The organism is Pseudomonas orientalis (assembly GCF_001439815.1).
Taxonomy (GTDB): Bacteria; Pseudomonadota; Gammaproteobacteria; order Pseudomonadales; family Pseudomonadaceae; genus Aquipseudomonas; species Aquipseudomonas orientalis.
In genome coordinates this window covers 135,497-151,595 of the sequence record NZ_JYLM01000008.1, presented here as the reverse complement: position 1 = coordinate 151,595, position 16,099 = coordinate 135,497, and the positions used below count along the sequence as shown (strand labels likewise).

Here is a 16,099-nt window from a genome sequence, read left to right as displayed (position 1 = left end):
TCAGCGTATTTGCAGGCCTTTTTCCGCCACCGCAAAAGCGTCTGCCCAGGGCACTATTCACCTATCGTCGGACGGCCACGCAAAAAGCGTTTGGTGGTAAGCTCGCGCTCCATGAATATCTACAGCTCTCGCCCCGTTGTTCTCTGTCTCTCCGGCCATGATCCCAGTGGTGGCGCCGGCTTGCAGGCAGATATAGAAGCCCTGCTCGCCCAAGGCTGCCACGCCGCCACGGCCGTCACCGCGCTTACCGTGCAGAACACGGTCAATGTCAGTGACTTTCGTGTGCTCGACCGCGAGTGGGTGCTGGCCCAGGCCAATGCCGTGCTCGGCGACTCCGAAGTCGCGGCGGTCAAGCTGGGCATGCTGGGTTCTACCGCCATGGTCGACACCGTGGTCGAACTGCTGCAGGCGCACCCGCACCTGCCGGTGGTCTGCGACCCGGTGCTGCGCGCCGGCGGCGGTGGCAGCCTGGGCAAGGATGAAGTCGGCTATGCGATGCGCGAGCGGCTGTTGCCCCTGGCGCTGATCGCTACGCCCAACCTGCCCGAGGCGCGCATCCTTGCCGAACTGCCCGAAGGCAGCGCCGACGAATGCGCTGAAAAGCTGTTGCCCTACATCAAGCACCTGCTGATAACCGGTGGCCACGGCGATGAGCACGAAGTGCACAATCGCCTGTACAGCCGCGACGGCAGCCGCCATACCTATACGTGCCAGCGTTTGCCCGGCAGCTATCACGGCTCGGGTTGCACCCTGGCCAGCACCCTCGCCGGGCGAATCGCCCAGGGCGAAGGGTTGGTGAGCGCGGTGCAGTCGGCGCTCAACTACACCTGGCGCACCCTGCGTGACGCCGAACGACTCGGTCAGGGCCAGTTCGTGCCTCGCCGTCTGCCGCTGGATTTCTGCTCTTAATACCGAGAGGCCTGCCCGATGAAACTACGTGGCCTTTACGCCATTACCGACAGCCAACTGTTGGCCGGCAAATTCCTCGCCTACGTCGAAGCGGCGTTGGACGGCGGCGTGACATTGCTGCAGTACCGCGACAAGAGCAGCGACGAAGCGCGCCGTCTGCGCGAGGCGCAAAAACTGCGGGAGCTGTGCTCGCGCTACAAGACCCAGTTGATCATCAACGATGACGCCGAACTGGCCGCGCGCCTGGGCGTGGGCGTGCACCTGGGCCAGACCGACGGCCCGCTGACCCCGGCCCGGGCGCTGCTCGGCTCCAAAGCGATCATCGGCGCCACCTGCCACAGCCAGATCGAACTGGCCGAACAGGCCGCGAAGGAAGGCGCCAGTTACGTCGCCTTCGGCCGCTTTTTCAATTCCACGACCAAACCCGGCGCCCCGGCCGCCAGCGTTGAAATGCTGGCCGATGCGCGCAAACGCCTGCACCTGCCCATCTGCGTGATCGGCGGCGTCACCCTGGAAAACGCCGAACCGCTGGTGGCCCACGGGGCCGACCTGCTCGCCGTGGTGCACGGCCTGTTCGGCGCCGACAGCACCCAGGAAGTCACGCGCCGTGCCCGTGCTTTCAATGCCCTTTTCAAGATTTGATTTCAGAGAGACTCCCACCATGTCCCGTTCCGAAACCCTGTTTGCCGATGCCCAGAAACACATCCCCGGCGGTGTGAACTCCCCCGTGCGTGCGTTCAAGAGCGTGGGCGGCACGCCGTTGTTCTTCAAGCATGCCGAAGGCGCTTATGTCACCGACGAAGATGACAAGCGCTACGTCGACTACGTCGGCTCCTGGGGCCCGATGATCCTCGGTCACAGCCATCCGGACGTGCTGGACGCCGTCCGCCAGCAATTGCAGCATGGCTTGTCCTACGGTGCGCCGACCGCGATGGAAACCGAGATGGCTGACCTTGTCTGCTCGATCGTGCCGTCGATGGAAATGGTGCGCATGGTCAGCTCCGGCACCGAAGCCACCATGAGCGCAATCCGCCTGGCCCGTGGTTTCACCGGTCGCGACAGCATCATCAAGTTCGAAGGTTGCTACCACGGCCATTCCGACAGCCTGCTGGTAAAAGCCGGTTCCGGCGCGCTGACCCAGGGCGTACCGAGTTCGGCCGGCGTGCCGGCGGCGTTCGCCAAACATACGCTGACCCTGCCGTTCAACGACATCGCCGCCGTCGAGCAGATGCTCGCTGAAGTCGGCCAGGACGTTGCCTGCATCATCGTCGAGCCGGTCGCCGGCAACATGAATTGCGTGCCACCGGCCCCGGGTTTCCTCGAAGGTCTGCGCGAGCAGTGTGACAAACACGGCGTGGTGCTGATTTTTGACGAAGTGATGACCGGCTTCCGCGTCGCCCTCGGTGGCGCCCAGGCGCACTACAGCGTCACGCCGGACCTGAGCACCTTCGGCAAGATCATCGGCGGCGGCATGCCGGTGGGCTGCTTCGGCGGCAAGCGCGAGATCATGCAGCACATCGCCCCGCTGGGCCCGGTCTACCAGGCCGGCACGCTGTCGGGTAACCCGCTGGCGATGGCGGCCGGCCTGACCACCCTGCGCCTGATCAGCCGCCCGGGCTTCCATGCCGAGCTGACCGACTACACCACCCGCCTGCTGGACGGCTTGCAAGTGCGCGCCGACGCCGCCGGTATCCCGTTCGTTACCACCCAGGCCGGCGGCATGTTCGGCCTGTACTTCAGCGGCGCCGACGACATCGTCACCTTTGATGACGTCATGGGCAGCGATGCCGACCTGTTCAAGCGCTTCTTCCACCTGATGCTCGAAGGCGGCGTGTACCTGGCGCCGAGTGCCTTTGAAGCGGGCTTCACGTCGATCGCCCATGGCGAGGCCGAGCTGAAGCTGACCCTGGATGCTGCCGAGCGTGCCTTCGCGGCCCTGAAATAAATGACGGCAAACACCTGACGCTGCCCGTGTCGGCGTCAGGTTTGCTACTTTGCCTACAGAGATTTCCCGGTTTTTTGAAGAATTGCCCTGCAATCCGGCAGATAACTTGCCCAAGCAGCAGAAAAACGAGTAAAGACTTTGTAAGCAGAGGCCTGCTTATTTCATAATGCGCGCTTATTGGACTCCCCGAGGGTCCGCGCGCCCCGTCAGAGGTAAGTCGATTCCCATGAAACGCACCGGCCGCACCCTGGTTCTGGGCTGCCTGTTGCTCCTTCAGCCGCTGCTGGCGCATGCCCAAGCAGGCGGCAACTCGTTGTTAATCCCAGCGATGGGTCGTTGCACCCTCAATACCCAGCCGGACACCCAGGCCGAAGCCCTGAGCGCGTGCCAGAAACAGGCTGACGAAGGGGATGCGCAAGCGCAATACGAGTTGGGCGAGTACTACCACGACAGCAAGAACCCCGCCGTCGACCTCAACAAAGCGTTGAGCTACTTCGAAAAAGCTTCGCTGCAGGGCCACGCCCAGGCGCAATTCCAGCTCGGCAACATGTTCTTCCGCGGCGAAGGTGTGCCGGCCAATAACGTGCAGGCCTACATCGTGCTGAAAATGGCAGCAGTCAACGGCGCCGAAGACGCCCTGGACACCGCCGACGAAGTCGCCGAGCACATGCAGCGCGATGAACTGGAAGTGGCCACCCAGGTGCTGGGGCAGATCTTCCGCAATTACCTGCAGGAACTGCAGAGTGCCGATGGGCGCTCACCCTTCTCCCCCCTGCCCTGATCACGGCGATAACAGGTAGCCCTGTCGATACGCGGTGGGCCCCGCCACATGGGCGATCGGCATACCGGCGCTCGCCATTCGGCGCACTGAGCGCACATACAAAAGCCCTTCACGCTCGCAAACCACCGGGGTCACGCCATCGGTGATCGGATCAATGATATGCGCCAGCGCTTGTCCCGCTTTGAGGTAATCGCCCACCTGCGCGCAAAATACAATCAGGCCTCCCACCGGACTCACCACCGGCTCGACCCCGGCCAAGGGTGTCGGCGGGTTCAGCAACGCCGGCGGTGGTGGCGCGGGGCCGTCAATGGCCCCGCGCAGCGTCAGGTAGTTGATCAATGCCTGACTGTCCTGGCGGGCCAGCCCATCATCCACATCGGCCACCCCGCGCAGCTCCACCGTCGCGGCAAATCCCGGCGCCGCCAATCGCCCCGGGAAACGCGCCTGCATCTGTGCCCAGAACAGGGTGTAGCAATCGTCGAACGAGTGACCGCCCGCGTCTTCGCTCATAAAACAGGCTTGCGCGCCCAGGTACCGCGCCAGCGGCTCCACTTGCGGCCAGGCGTGCGGCGCCAGGTACAGGTGCTGGACCGCCTCGAAATCACAGTGCAGGTCCAGCACCACATCGGCGTCACAGGCCAGCGCTTGCAAGACCAAGCGCATCGACTGCAGTTGCGTGGCCGGTACCTCGTCGGCAAGGGTTTGCCGCAGGGTCGAACGGATCAACTGCAGATTATGTGCAGGGTCTTCGCTCAGCCAATCCTGCACCTGATCCGCGACCTGCCGGCCGACATCGATAAAGAAGCGGTTAAAGTTCTCTCGACTGTCGTTATCGAAGCGCCCCTGTGGCACGTCCATCAACACTTGCTCCAACCCCAGCGGATTGGCCACCGGCACCAGCACCACTTCCCAGCGCAGCGCCCCGACCGCTTCCAGATGCGCCAGCCGCTGTTTCAGATGCCAGCACACCAGCATACCCGGCAGTTCATCGGCATGCAGGGATGCCTGGATATACACCTTGCCCTGTGCACCGGCCGGGCCGTAGTGAAAACTATGGATCTGCCGTGCCGTGCCGGGCACAGCCGTCAACAACCCGTGAATGTGCGTCTGCATAGCGCCTCCTATCGGCCCGCATCGAGAAAGCTCAGCCAACGCCGTTCAGCCAGGCGAAACAGGCCGACCAGAGCAAATGTGATGCACAGGTACAGGACCGCGGCCAGGCCGAAAGATTGGAAGGTGAGAAAGGTGGCAGCATTGGCATCCCGCGCGACTTTGAGTATGTCCGGCACCGTGGCGGTGAACGCCAGGGTGGTGGAATGCAGCATGAAAATCACTTCATTGCTGTAGTACGGCAGCGATCGGCGCAGGGCCGAAGGCATGATCAGGTGCACGTACAGTTTCCACCCGTCAAAGCCCAGGGACCGCGCGGCCTCGATTTCCCCGCGAGGCATCGCGCGAATGGCGCCCGCCAGGATTTCTGTGGTGTAGGCGGCGGTATTCAGGGCGAATGCAAGCAGGGTGCAGTTGAGTGCTTCGCGGAAAAACGCATCCAGCACCGGCTGCTCGCGCACGGCGGCCAGGCTGTAGATCCCGGTGTAGAAAATCAGCAACTGGATATACAGCGGTGTGCCGCGAAACACGTAGGTAAAACCCTGCACCGGCCAGCGCAGCCAGCGCCGGGCAGAGGTCCTGGCGATGGACAATGGCAACGCCAGCAGCAGGCCCAGGCATAACGAAGCGCTGGTCAGCCACAGGGTCATGGCCAGGCCGGTGATCTGCCGGCCATCGGAATAAATCAACGGCCGCCAGTATTCCTGGATGAGCTCGATCATCGTGATGACTCCTGCACACCGCCGGCGTAGCGACGCGCCAGCCAAGCCAGTACCAGGTTTGAAACACTGCTGAGCAGCAGGTACACCAGCGCCGCCAGCAACAGAAAGGCCAGCAGTTGCTGACTGCTCTTGCCCGCCACCTGAGCGACTTTCACCAGGTCCGCCAAGCCGATGATCGACACCAGCGCGGTGGCCTTGAGCAAGACCAGCCAGTTATTGCCCAGCCCCGGCAGGGCGAAGCGCATCATTTGCGGGAAGATCACATGCACGAAACTCTGGCCGAAGGTCAGCCCAAGGGCCTTGGCCGCCTGGAACTGGCCGCGCGGTACAGCCAGCAAGGCGCCGCGAAAGGTTTCGGTGAAATAGGCGCCGTAGATAAACCCCAGCGTCAGCACGCCCGCGCTGAAAGGGTCGATGTCGATGTACGCCCAGCCCAACCCGGCGGTCAGACGGCTCAAGCCGGTTTGCAGCCCGTAGAAAATCAACAGCATCAATAAGAGGTCCGGCACACCGCGTATCAACGTGGTATAGAGCTGCGCGCACAAACGCCACGTGCGCACCCCGGACAGCTTGGCCCCTGCACCGAGCAGGCCGAGGACAAGCCCCAGCAGCAACGACAACAGCGCCAGTTGCAGGGTGACCCAGACACCGTGCAATAACATCGGCGCAAAACCGCCCAGGGCTGCGGCGAATTGGGAGAAGGTCGGTAGCATGCTTTTGCCCTCGCTGGCCTTGAGGGCGGTTATTGACCGCTGAACATGTTCACGCCGGGAAAATACTGCTCTTGCAACCGGGCGTAGGTGCCATCGGCATGCAGGGCAGCCAGCGCCTTGTCCAGCAGGGCTTTCAAGCCATGGTTGCCCTTGGCGATGCCAATGCCACTCTTGGACGGCATCAGCGCGCTTTCAATGATCGGCCCCAGCACGAACCCGGCGCCCTGGGGTGAACGCAAAAATCCGCTCTGCGCTTGCTGCGCATCCTGCAGCGACGCCTGCAAACGACCGGTCAGCAGGTCGGCATACACCTGTTCCTGATCGGCGTAAGCCACCACCTTCATGCCTTGGCCGGCGAGTACTTCAAGGGCATACACCTCTTGGGTACTGCCCTGCAGATAACCGACGGCCGTGCCTTTGGAGAGCTCGGTGCCAGGACGGAACACCATGGCGGTAGGGCTGGAAAAGACTTCGGAGGAGAAATCAATGACCTTTTGCCGCGCGGCAGTGATGGTCATTGACGCCAGGATGGCGTCGATCTTGCCCGCGTTCAGGCTGGGCACCATGCCATCAAAATCACTTTCAACCCACTGGCAGCGCACATTCAAATGCGCGCAAATGGCATTACCGATATCGATTTCAAAGCCGGTCAAAGTACCCGTACTGTCTTTATACGCAAAGGGCGCGTAGTTGGGATCGGCCGCAAAACGAATCACTTTATAGTCGTTGGCCAAAAGCGATGTATTGAATAAAAACGTGGCAATTAACAGCAGGAGTATTTTTTTCATTATTGTAGTCCTCGTTATAGTTGAAACAGCTGAACTTACTGCACCTCAATCAATGGAATTTCTCGCTTTACTGTTAACGACCCCGCAGGCGCATCGAACTCGCGGGCGATTCGATGGCCTGAATACACCGCTGCCGCAATCGTGCCGGGCGCCACGCAGTCGCCGATCAGCGCCAGCGTGCTGATACCCGCCGCCTGTAACCGTTCGGGTGTGTTATTCAATGCCTGATACAACGCCTGTTCAGGCGCTCGAGAGGTCACCAGCAGCACGGATGCGGCGCCAATGAACCGTGTGCGCCCGGTGTAGACACAGCCCGTCATCATCCCTTCCGGCATGGCCCGGACCAACGTATGGGACGGCAGCAGGGTGACATTCAACTCCATCAAACGGCGCTGGATACGATGCTGCTCAAGGGTGTTATGGGTCCAGGCCGCCACATCCGCCGCCGGGGTGACGAAGATCACCTCCACGCCTCGCGCCACCAGGTGTTCGGCCAGCACGCTGCCCATGTAATAGTGGTCATCATCGAACAGCAGCACCGGCGAAGCCGGCAGCACGCCCGCCATCAGGTCGTCCGGCGTCAGCACCGGCAGGCACTCCAGGCCCGGCAATGCCTGGCGCAAGGCGCGCCCCAGGCCGTCACGTCGCCACTGTGAGCCGGTGGCGATAAAGACATGCTCGGCGGCGAAATCCAGCACATCTTCGGCCTGCAAGTGACTTTCCCGATAAATCTCCACCGAAGGCAGCCGGCTCAAGGCGTCCAGCCGATAATCGATGACCCGCGCCCAACTCGCCAACCCCGGCAGCCGCGCTTCCAGCGCGACACGCCCGCCCAGGGTGCGCAGGCTGTCGACGAGCGCCACGTCCATCCCGCGCGTGCCGAGGATCCGCGCGCACTCAAGCCCTGCGGGCCCGGCGCCGACCACCAGCGCCCGACCGGGCCGGTGTGCGTGCTCGACCGACTCGGGATGCCAGCCACGCCGCCACTCCTCGCCCATGGTCGGGTTCTGCGTGCAACGCAACGGCGTGCTGGTGTGGTCGCCGCTGACACACACATTGCAGCCGATACACTCGCGAATCTCCTCGGCGCGCCCTTGATCGATCTTGTTCGGCAAAAACGGATCGGCAATCGAAGGACGCGCGGCACCGATCAGGTCCAGCACGCCACGGCGTACCAGGGACACCATGGTGTCCGGCGAAGTGAAGCGCCCGACGCCAACCACCGGCTTGCGGGTCAGCGCCTTGAGTCCCAACAGGAAAGCCTCCTGATAGCCTTCGCCGGCAAAGCGCGCCGTCACGCTGTCGTTGGACCAGTCGGCGACATTGACGTCCCACAGGTCCGGCAGGTCCGCCAGCATCGAGAAGATGTCGGCACCTTCGCCCTCGCGGCTGAGGCCGTCGGCCGTCTGCTCATCCACCGCCAGGCGGACCGCTACGGCACAGCGGTCGCCCACCGCATCGCGGGTGTCTTCGATCAGTTCGCGCAACAGTCGCACGCGATTTTCCAGCACTCCGCCGTACTCATCCGTGCGCCGGTTATTGCGCGGCGTGAGGAAATGGAACGGTATGCTCAGGTCGTGCCCGGCATACACATAGATGATGTCAAAACCGGCCTCACGTGCGCGCAGGGCTGCCGCCCGATGCAGGGCGCGCAACTGCTGGATGTCGGCACGGCTCATGGCCCGGGCCTGCACCGGGTCATAACTGCGCACGGGCGTATTGGACGGCGCCCAGGGAATTTCGCGGCTGTATCGGTTGGGCGCGGAGTAACCGTTGAACGCCAGCTCTACGCCGGCCAACGAACCGTGCCGGTGCACCGCCTCGCACATCCTCGCCAGCGCCGGAATGTCGCGCTCATCCCATAACCGCGCCTCGATATACGGAGAGAACTCGCTCAGCGGGCTGATTTCACACTCTTCGGTGCACACCACACCCCAGCCGCCCTCGGCCTTTATCCCGCGCATGCGGGCCATGGCCGAGGGATGCACATGGCCCATGCCATTGCAGTGGGGAACTTGATAAAAGCGATTACGGGTACGAACCGGGCCTATTTGTACCGGCTCAAACAGAATGTCATAGCGAGGATCGCGCACAGGGCTACTCCCGAACAGGTAAGTTCGTTAATGACGGCGTGATAAAAACTCGGTGCTAATGAATGGCGTGATTCAACGGAATTGAATCGGGGGAATTTTGAGGTTTGCTTGGAGGCTTATTTATTATTGATATAGTCATGACGCCCTCTCCGAATAAACAAAATTTGCTATTTTTCAAACAAAATGTCTATGCACAAGAGGGCAGTTTCGGAAATGCCCTACAAATTAGTTGAGCGTCACTTCTCCGGCATCGGCATCGGAAACGGCATCACATTGCTGGTGCCGCGCGCCTCGCTGATCTTCGGCGTGCCCAGGCGCTCGACTTCATCGATGCGCACGATCGAATGCATCGGCACAAAGCTGCGCACCACGCCTTCGAACTGGGCCTTGAGCTTTTCTTCGCCCGGGTCGACGACCAATTGGGTACGCTCGCCAAAGACGAACTCTTCCACCTCCAGGAAGCCCCACAGATCACTTTGATAGATCTGCTTGGCGTACATTTCGAACACCTGGCCCTGGTTGAGGAAAATCACCTTGTAGATTGGAGCTTCACGTTTGGTCATGGCGGGCGAGCAACACATCGCGGATATAAAAGAGGGCGCGAACTATAGCATGGCACCCGATGCACAGCGCTAGGAACCAATGGGCATGCCCCCTATAATGCGCGGTTCTTTACCACCAGTTGACGATTCCCATGGCCAAGAAGCTTTACATCGAAACCCACGGTTGCCAGATGAACGAGTACGACAGCTCGCGCATGGTCGATCTGCTGGGCGAACACCAGGCCCTGGAAGTCACCGCCCGCGCCGAAGATGCCGACGTGATCCTGCTCAATACCTGCTCGATCCGCGAGCGGGCCCAGGACCGTGTGTACTCGCAGCTGGGCCGCTGGCGAGAATTGAAACTGGCCAACCCGGACATGGTGATCGCCGTCGGCGGCTGCGTGGCCAGCCAGGAAGGCGCCGCGATCCGCGACCGCGCGCCCTATGTCGACGTGGTCTTCGGCCCGCAGACCCTGCACCGCCTGCCGGAAATGATCGACGCCGCGCGCCTCACCAGGCTGCCGCAAGTGGACGTGTCGTTCCCCGAAATCGAAAAATTCGACCATTTGCCCGAGCCGCGCATCGATGGCCCAAGTGCCTATGTGTCGGTGATGGAAGGCTGCAGCAAGTACTGCACCTTCTGCGTAGTGCCCTACACCCGTGGCGAAGAAGTCAGCCGGCCGTTTGACGATGTGCTGGCGGAAATCATCCACCTGGCCGAAAACGGCGTGCGTGAAGTGACCCTGCTGGGCCAGAACGTCAACGGTTACCGTGGCCAGACCGACGACGGGCGCCTGGCGGACCTGGCGGAGTTGATCCGCGTGGTTGCCGCCGTCGATGGCATCGAGCGTATCCGCTACACCACGTCGCACCCGCTGGAGTTTTCCGACAGCCTGATCCAGGCCCACGCCGAGGTGCCGGAGCTGGTCAAGCACCTGCACTTGCCGGTGCAGTCGGGCTCGGACCGCATCCTGTCGGCGATGAAGCGCAACCACACGGCGCTGGAGTACAAATCCAAGCTGCGCAAATTGCGCGCTGCAGTACCGGGCATCTGCATCAGTTCGGACTTTATCGTCGGTTTCCCCGGCGAAACCGAGAAAGATTTCCAGCAGACCATGAAACTGATTGAAGACGTCGGTTTCGACTTCTCCTACTCGTTCGTCTACAGCCAACGCCCGGGCACCCCAGCGGCGGACCTGCCGGACGAAACCCCGGAGGCCTTGAAAAAAGAACGCTTGAATGCGCTGCAACATCGGTTGAATCAGCAGGGTTTCGAGATCAGCCGACAAATGGTCGGCTCGATCCAGCGCATCCTGGTGACCGATTACTCCAAGAAAGACCCCGGCGAACTGCAGGGCCGTACCGAGAACAACCGGATCGTCAACTTCCGCTGCGACAACCCGACCCTGATCGGCCAGTTTGCCGATGTTCACATCGATGCGGCGCAACCGCACTCGCTGCGCGGCTCGCTGGTGCAATAAATACGGGAGGGGCCTTGCCCCCTGTAGGAGCGAGCTTGCTCGCGAAAAACCTCAACGATAACGCGTGTTACCTGAATAAACGCGGCGCCTGTTGGTTTCTCGCGAGCAAGCTCGCTCCTACACTGGTTAGTATTGGAGCTTGCTCCCTCCTCTCACATTGGATCCATGCAACATTCCGATGACGTAAGTGCTTTCGTACCCGCGCCACTGGCGTTATTCTCTGTTTTACCTCAACAGCCAAAGGGCGGCTAAAAGCGACCTTGAACGCACCTACCGTAGAACCCCATCGTTTTCTCCTCGAGCCGTTTGAGGCTCGCCGTTTCGCCAACCTGTGCGGACAGTTCGACGAGCACCTGCGCCTGATCGAACAACGCCTGAGCATCGAGATCCGCAACCGCGGCAATCAGTTCGAGCTCATTGGTGAACCCCAACACACCACGTCTGCGGAAAACCTGCTGCGTCGCCTCTACCGCGAAACCAAGGGCAGTGAGCTGTCGCCGGAAACGGTGCACCTGTACCTGCAGGAATCCGCCGTGGAAGACCTGGCCAACAACCCGGTGGCCGAAGCCAGCGTGGCCCTGCGTACCAAAAAAGGCATGATTCGCCCGCGCGGCTTGAATCAGCAGAAGTACGTCAAGGAAATCCTCGGCAACGACATCAACTTCGGCATCGGCCCGGCCGGCACCGGCAAGACCTACCTGGCCGTGGCCTGTGCGGTGGATGCCCTGGAGCGCGAACAGGTTCGCCGCATCCTGCTGGTGCGCCCGGCGGTCGAAGCGGGTGAAAAACTCGGCTTCCTGCCCGGCGACCTGGCCCAGAAGATCGACCCGTACCTGCGCCCGCTCTACGACGCACTCTACGAGATGCTCGGCTTTGAATACGTGGCCAAGCTGATCGAGCGCCAGGTGATCGAGATTGCCCCGCTGGCCTACATGCGCGGTCGCACCTTGAACAATAGCTTCATCATCCTCGACGAGAGCCAGAACACCACGGTCGAGCAGATGAAGATGTTCCTCACCCGTATCGGTTTCGGCTCCACGGCCGTGATCACCGGTGACGTCACCCAGGTCGACCTGCCCAAGGGCACCAAGTCGGGCCTGGCCCAGGTGATCGAGGTGCTCAAGGACGTACCGGGTATCAGCTTCACACACTTCATGCCCAAGGACGTGGTGCGCCATCCGCTGGTGCAGCGCATTGTCGAAGCCTATGAGCGCTTCGATCATCGCGACGACGCACCGACCAGGGACACGCGCCGCGATGCTTGAGCTTGACCTGCAGCTGGCCACCGAAGCATCCGTCCCCAGCGAAGCGCAGTTTCGCCAATGGTGTGCGTTGGCCTTGCGCCAGCGCACTGCCGACTCGGAACTGACCATCCGTCTGGTGGATGAGCCCGAAGGCCGAGCGCTGAACCACACCTGGCGTCAAAAGGATTACGCGACCAACGTGCTGTCCTTTCCCGCCGACGTACCGGACGAGCTGCTGGATATCCCGCTGCTGGGCGACCTGGTGGTCTGCGTCGAGGTGGTGGAACGCGAAGCGCGCGAACAAGGCAAGGAACTTGAGGCCCACTGGGCCCATCTAGTCATCCACGGCTGCTTGCATCTCTTGGGTTACGACCATATAGACGATGACGAAGCCGAGGAAATGGAAGCACTGGAACGAACGTTGCTTGCGGAACTGGGTCACCCTGACCCTTACGCAGACGACGAAAACTGATCAACACACAACTGTCATATCAAAGGATTTAGAGTAATCGCTATGAGCGAAGACCGATCGAGCAACGGGCAAAAGTCATGGCTGGGTAAACTGACCCAGGCTTTTGCCCACGAGCCGAAAAACCGCCAGGAGCTGCTGGAGCTGCTGCGCGAGGCCCACCAGAACAAGTTGCTGGACAGCGAAGCGCTGGCCATCGTCGAAGGTGCCATCCAGGTGGCTGACCTGCAAGTACGCGACATCATGGTGCCGCGCTCGCAAATGATCAGCATCAGGGCGACCCAGACCCCACGGGAATTTCTCCCGGCCGTGATCGACTCGGCGCACTCGCGCTACCCGGTGATCGGCGAAAGCCATGACGACGTCATGGGCGTCCTGCTCGCCAAGGACCTGCTGCCGCTGATCCTCAAGGAAAACGGCGACAGCTTTAACATCAAGGACCTGCTGCGTCCGGCCACCTTCGTGCCTGAATCCAAGCGCCTGAACGTGCTGCTGCGCGAGTTCCGCGCCAACCACAATCACATGGCCATTGTGATCGACGAATACGGCGGTGTGGCGGGCCTGGTGACTATTGAAGACGTGCTGGAACAGATCGTCGGCGACATCGAAGACGAACACGACGTCGAAGAAGACAGCTACATCAAGCCACTGCCCAGCGGTGACTTCCTGATCAAGGCCTTGACGCCCATCGAGAACTTCAACGAGTTCTTCGACAGCGAGTTTTCCGACGATGAATTCGACACCGTCGGCGGCCTGGTGATGAGCGCGTTCGGGCACCTGCCCAAGCGTAACGAAACCACCGAGATCGGCGCGTATCGCTTTCGCATCCTGAATGCCGACAGCCGTCGCATCCACTTGATCCGCCTGACACCTATTGCCCGTTAAGGACTGAAATGCGCCGTCTGATCGCACCCGGCTGGCCCGGTAACCTGCTGGCCGTGGTGGCCGGCGCCATCACTACCCTGGCGCTGGCGCCGTTCGATATCTGGCCGCTGGCGCTGGTGGCGGCCGGTCTGTTCTATATCGGCCTGCGTGAGCTGACACCGCGCCAGGCCCTGGGCCGGGGCTGGTGTTTCGGTTTCGGCCTGTTTGGCGCCGGCACCAGCTGGATCTATTACAGCATCCACCACTTCGGCGGCGCGTCGGTGCTGCTGGCGGGTTTCCTGATGCTGCTGTTCACCGCCGCCATCGCCTGGTTTTTCGCCCTGCCCGCCTGGTTGTGGGCGCGCTGGCTGCGCCGCAATGAAGCGCCGTTGGCCGATGCGCTGACCTTTGCAGCATTGTGGGTCGGCCAGGAAGCCTTTCGCGGCTGGTTCCTCACTGGTTTCCCGTGGCTGTATTCGGGCTACAGTCAACTCGACGGTCCGCTGACCGGCCTCGCGCCGCTGGGCGGGATGTGGCTGATTTCGTTCGCCCTGGCGCTGACGGCAGCCCTTTTGTGCAACCTGCCGCGCCTGCTGGCGGGCAAGCGCAACAGCTTTATCGCGGCCGGCCTGGTGCTGCTCGTCGCGCCGTGGGCCATCGGCCTGGCGCTCAAGCATCATGCCTGGACCTCGCCCTCCGGCCCGCCCTTGAGCGTGGCCGCCATCCAGGGCAACGTCGAACAAAGCGTGAAGTGGGACCCCGAGCAACTCAATGCGCAACTGGCGCTGTACCGCGACATGAGTCTGAGCTCCAAACGCGTCGACCTGCTGGTGTGGCCGGAAACCGCCGTACCGGTACTCAAGGAATCGGTCGAAGGCTACCTGGGCATGATGGGCAAGTTCGCCGCCGAGCGTAATAGCGCACTGATCACCGGGGTACCGATTCGCGAAGAGGTGCGCCATGAGAAGCGTTACTTCAATGGCATCACCGTGGTCGGCGAAGGTGACGGCACCTACCTCAAGCAAAAGCTGGTGCCTTTCGGTGAGTACGTACCGTTGCAGGATATGCTGCGCGGGCTGATCGCCTTCTTCGACCTGCCGATGTCGGACTTCGCCCGGGGGCCTTCCGACCAGCCGATGCTTCAGGCCAAGGGTTACCAGATTGCGCCGTTCATCTGTTATGAAGTGGTGTACCCGGAATTCGCCGCCGGCCTGTCGGCCCAGAGCGACCTGCTGCTGACGATCAGCAACGACACCTGGTTCGGCCGCTCGATCGGCCCACTGCAGCACCTGCAGATGGCGCAGATGCGTGCCCTTGAAGCCGGCCGGTGGATGATCCGCGCCACCAACAACGGCGTGACCGGCCTGATCAACCCGTTCGGGCAGATCACCGCACAGATCCCGCAGTTCGAGCGCGGCATTCTCTATGGCGAGGTGGTGCCGATGCACAACCTGACGCCTTACCTGCAATGGCGGTCGTGGCCGTTGATCATCGTGTGTCTGCTGCTGTTCGGCTGGGCGCTGCTGGCCGCCCGGATGGCCAAAACCGTCTAATTGAGCAAACACAAAACAATGTGGGAGGGGGCTTGCCCCCGATTGCAGTGTGTCAGTATCAGATGTACTGACTGACACTCTGCTATCGGGGGCAAGCCCCCTCCCACATTTGTCCTGCGGTGTTACCTGTAGAACAACCGATACCCCATCTGCCCCACCGCCTCATTGATCAACTGCCCGCTCTGCCACACCGACTTGACCTCCGGCATCCACCCGCCGAGCGGTCGACCGTGATCCACGCCCAGAAAGCCCACCGGCCCGGGCACCACGGTGAAGCCGGCCTTCTCGAAACTCCACACCGAACGCGGCATGTGCCAGGCCTGGGTCACTACCACCACGCGCTTGATGCCCTGGGGCAACAGAATCTCGGCGCTCATCTGCGCGTTTTCCCAGGTGGTGCGGCTGCGTTCTTCCTTCCAACGCACCGTGACGCCGAAGTCATCCTGCATCGACACCGCCATCAGCTCTGCCTCGCTGGGCGGCGTGCCGTAGTGCAGACCACCGCTGGTCAGCACCGGCAATCCGGATGCCTTGGCCAGACGCGCCGCGTAACGCTCACGCTCCAGGCCGATGCCGGTGGGCTGGTCGGAGCCCCACGCTATGTCGCCACGCTCACGACCGGAGCCCAGCACCACAATCGCATCGGCGCGCTGGGCCAGGTTTGCCCAGTCCTCGCGGGCCAACGGCGGCGCGGTCTCCAGGGCGCGTGCGCCCCACTGCACCATCACCGGCAGGCTGATCAACCACATCCCGCCCAACCCCAAGGCAAAGCAACACCCGGCCAGGCGCGGGCGACTGCGGCGAAACCACCAGGCAAGCGCCAGCAACAGCAGGAAAATACCGGGCGGCAACAACAATTGTTTAATGAAATAACGAAAAGGCATC

The 16,099-nt window shown here is 62.0% G+C and carries 16 protein-coding genes; 9 read left to right on the top strand and 7 right to left on the bottom strand.

Translation table 11 applies throughout. The annotated features are described in order from the left end of the window. Window positions 1-111 precede the first annotated feature (111 nt). The 4 genes from TU82_RS19835 (at window position 112) to TU82_RS19820 (ending at window position 3,635) form a co-directional block, all read left to right on the top strand. The gene (locus TU82_RS19835; protein ID WP_057724922.1) at window positions 112-909 is read left to right on the top strand and encodes a hydroxymethylpyrimidine/phosphomethylpyrimidine kinase; all 798 of its coding nucleotides are present in this window, start codon (window positions 112-114) and stop codon (window positions 907-909) included. 18 nt (window positions 910-927) lie between these two features. Further along, the gene (gene thiE, locus TU82_RS19830) at window positions 928-1,551 is read left to right on the top strand and encodes a thiamine phosphate synthase (RefSeq protein WP_057724921.1); all 624 of its coding nucleotides are present in this window, start codon (window positions 928-930) and stop codon (window positions 1,549-1,551) included. Between the two features lie 19 nt (window positions 1,552-1,570). Continuing rightward, window positions 1,571-2,854, top strand: a complete 1,284-nt coding sequence (hemL, locus tag TU82_RS19825; RefSeq protein ID WP_057724920.1) for a glutamate-1-semialdehyde 2,1-aminomutase — start codon at window positions 1,571-1,573, stop codon at window positions 2,852-2,854. 226 nt (window positions 2,855-3,080) lie between these two features. Further along, window positions 3,081-3,635, top strand: coding sequence for a tetratricopeptide repeat protein (locus tag TU82_RS19820; protein ID WP_057724919.1), 555 nt, complete (start codon window positions 3,081-3,083; stop codon window positions 3,633-3,635). Here the strand turns inward: TU82_RS19820 and TU82_RS19815 are convergent, their stop codons facing one another. From TU82_RS19815 to TU82_RS19790, 6 genes are all read right to left on the bottom strand, one after another. Then, window positions 3,636-4,748, bottom strand: a complete 1,113-nt coding sequence (locus TU82_RS19815; protein WP_057724918.1) for a succinylglutamate desuccinylase/aspartoacylase family protein — start codon at window positions 4,746-4,748, stop codon at window positions 3,636-3,638. Window positions 4,749-4,756: 8 nt separating this feature from the next. Further along, window positions 4,757-5,467 carry an ABC transporter permease gene (locus TU82_RS19810; protein WP_057724917.1) on the bottom strand — a complete coding sequence of 237 codons (711 nt, stop codon included), beginning with the start codon at window positions 5,465-5,467 and terminating at the stop codon, window positions 4,757-4,759. Further along, window positions 5,464-6,180: an ABC transporter permease gene (locus tag TU82_RS19805; protein ID WP_057724916.1), complete on the bottom strand. Its 717-nt coding sequence runs from the start codon at window positions 6,178-6,180 to the stop codon at window positions 5,464-5,466. The genes TU82_RS19810 and TU82_RS19805 overlap by 4 nt, the downstream gene beginning before the upstream one ends. A gap of 29 nt (window positions 6,181-6,209) precedes the next feature. Further along, window positions 6,210-6,968 carry a transporter substrate-binding domain-containing protein gene (locus TU82_RS19800; RefSeq protein ID WP_057724915.1) on the bottom strand — a complete coding sequence of 253 codons (759 nt, stop codon included), beginning with the start codon at window positions 6,966-6,968 and terminating at the stop codon, window positions 6,210-6,212. Window positions 6,969-7,003: 35 nt separating this feature from the next. Next, window positions 7,004-9,061, bottom strand: a complete 2,058-nt coding sequence (locus tag TU82_RS19795; RefSeq protein ID WP_057724914.1) for an oxidoreductase — start codon at window positions 9,059-9,061, stop codon at window positions 7,004-7,006. A gap of 236 nt (window positions 9,062-9,297) precedes the next feature. After that, complete coding sequence (locus TU82_RS19790; RefSeq protein WP_003194436.1) at window positions 9,298-9,624, bottom strand: DUF1820 family protein; 327 nt, start codon at window positions 9,622-9,624, stop codon at window positions 9,298-9,300. A gap of 131 nt (window positions 9,625-9,755) precedes the next feature. Between TU82_RS19790 and miaB the strand changes: the two genes are divergently transcribed. From miaB to lnt, 5 genes are all read left to right on the top strand, one after another. Continuing rightward, window positions 9,756-11,084 (top strand): tRNA (N6-isopentenyl adenosine(37)-C2)-methylthiotransferase MiaB, encoded by a 1,329-nt coding sequence (gene miaB, locus TU82_RS19785; RefSeq protein ID WP_057724913.1) that lies wholly within the window; start codon window positions 9,756-9,758, stop codon window positions 11,082-11,084. Window positions 11,085-11,344: 260 nt separating this feature from the next. Further along, window positions 11,345-12,349 (top strand): PhoH family protein, encoded by a 1,005-nt coding sequence (locus tag TU82_RS19780; RefSeq protein ID WP_057724912.1) that lies wholly within the window; start codon window positions 11,345-11,347, stop codon window positions 12,347-12,349. After that, a complete protein-coding gene (gene ybeY / locus TU82_RS19775) occupies window positions 12,342-12,800 on the top strand; it encodes an rRNA maturation RNase YbeY (RefSeq protein ID WP_057724911.1) in 459 nt (152 codons plus the stop codon). Before TU82_RS19780 ends, ybeY begins: the two co-directional genes overlap by 8 nt. A gap of 42 nt (window positions 12,801-12,842) precedes the next feature. Then, a complete protein-coding gene (locus TU82_RS19770) occupies window positions 12,843-13,682 on the top strand; it encodes a CorC family transporter (protein WP_057724910.1) in 840 nt (279 codons plus the stop codon). A gap of 8 nt (window positions 13,683-13,690) precedes the next feature. Next, window positions 13,691-15,214, top strand: a complete 1,524-nt coding sequence (lnt, locus tag TU82_RS19765; RefSeq protein WP_057724909.1) for an apolipoprotein N-acyltransferase — start codon at window positions 13,691-13,693, stop codon at window positions 15,212-15,214. 122 nt (window positions 15,215-15,336) lie between these two features. Here the strand turns inward: lnt and TU82_RS19760 are convergent, their stop codons facing one another. Continuing rightward, window positions 15,337-16,098, bottom strand: a complete 762-nt coding sequence (locus TU82_RS19760; protein ID WP_057724908.1) for a YdcF family protein — start codon at window positions 16,096-16,098, stop codon at window positions 15,337-15,339. Between the last annotated feature and the right edge of the window lies 1 nt (window position 16,099).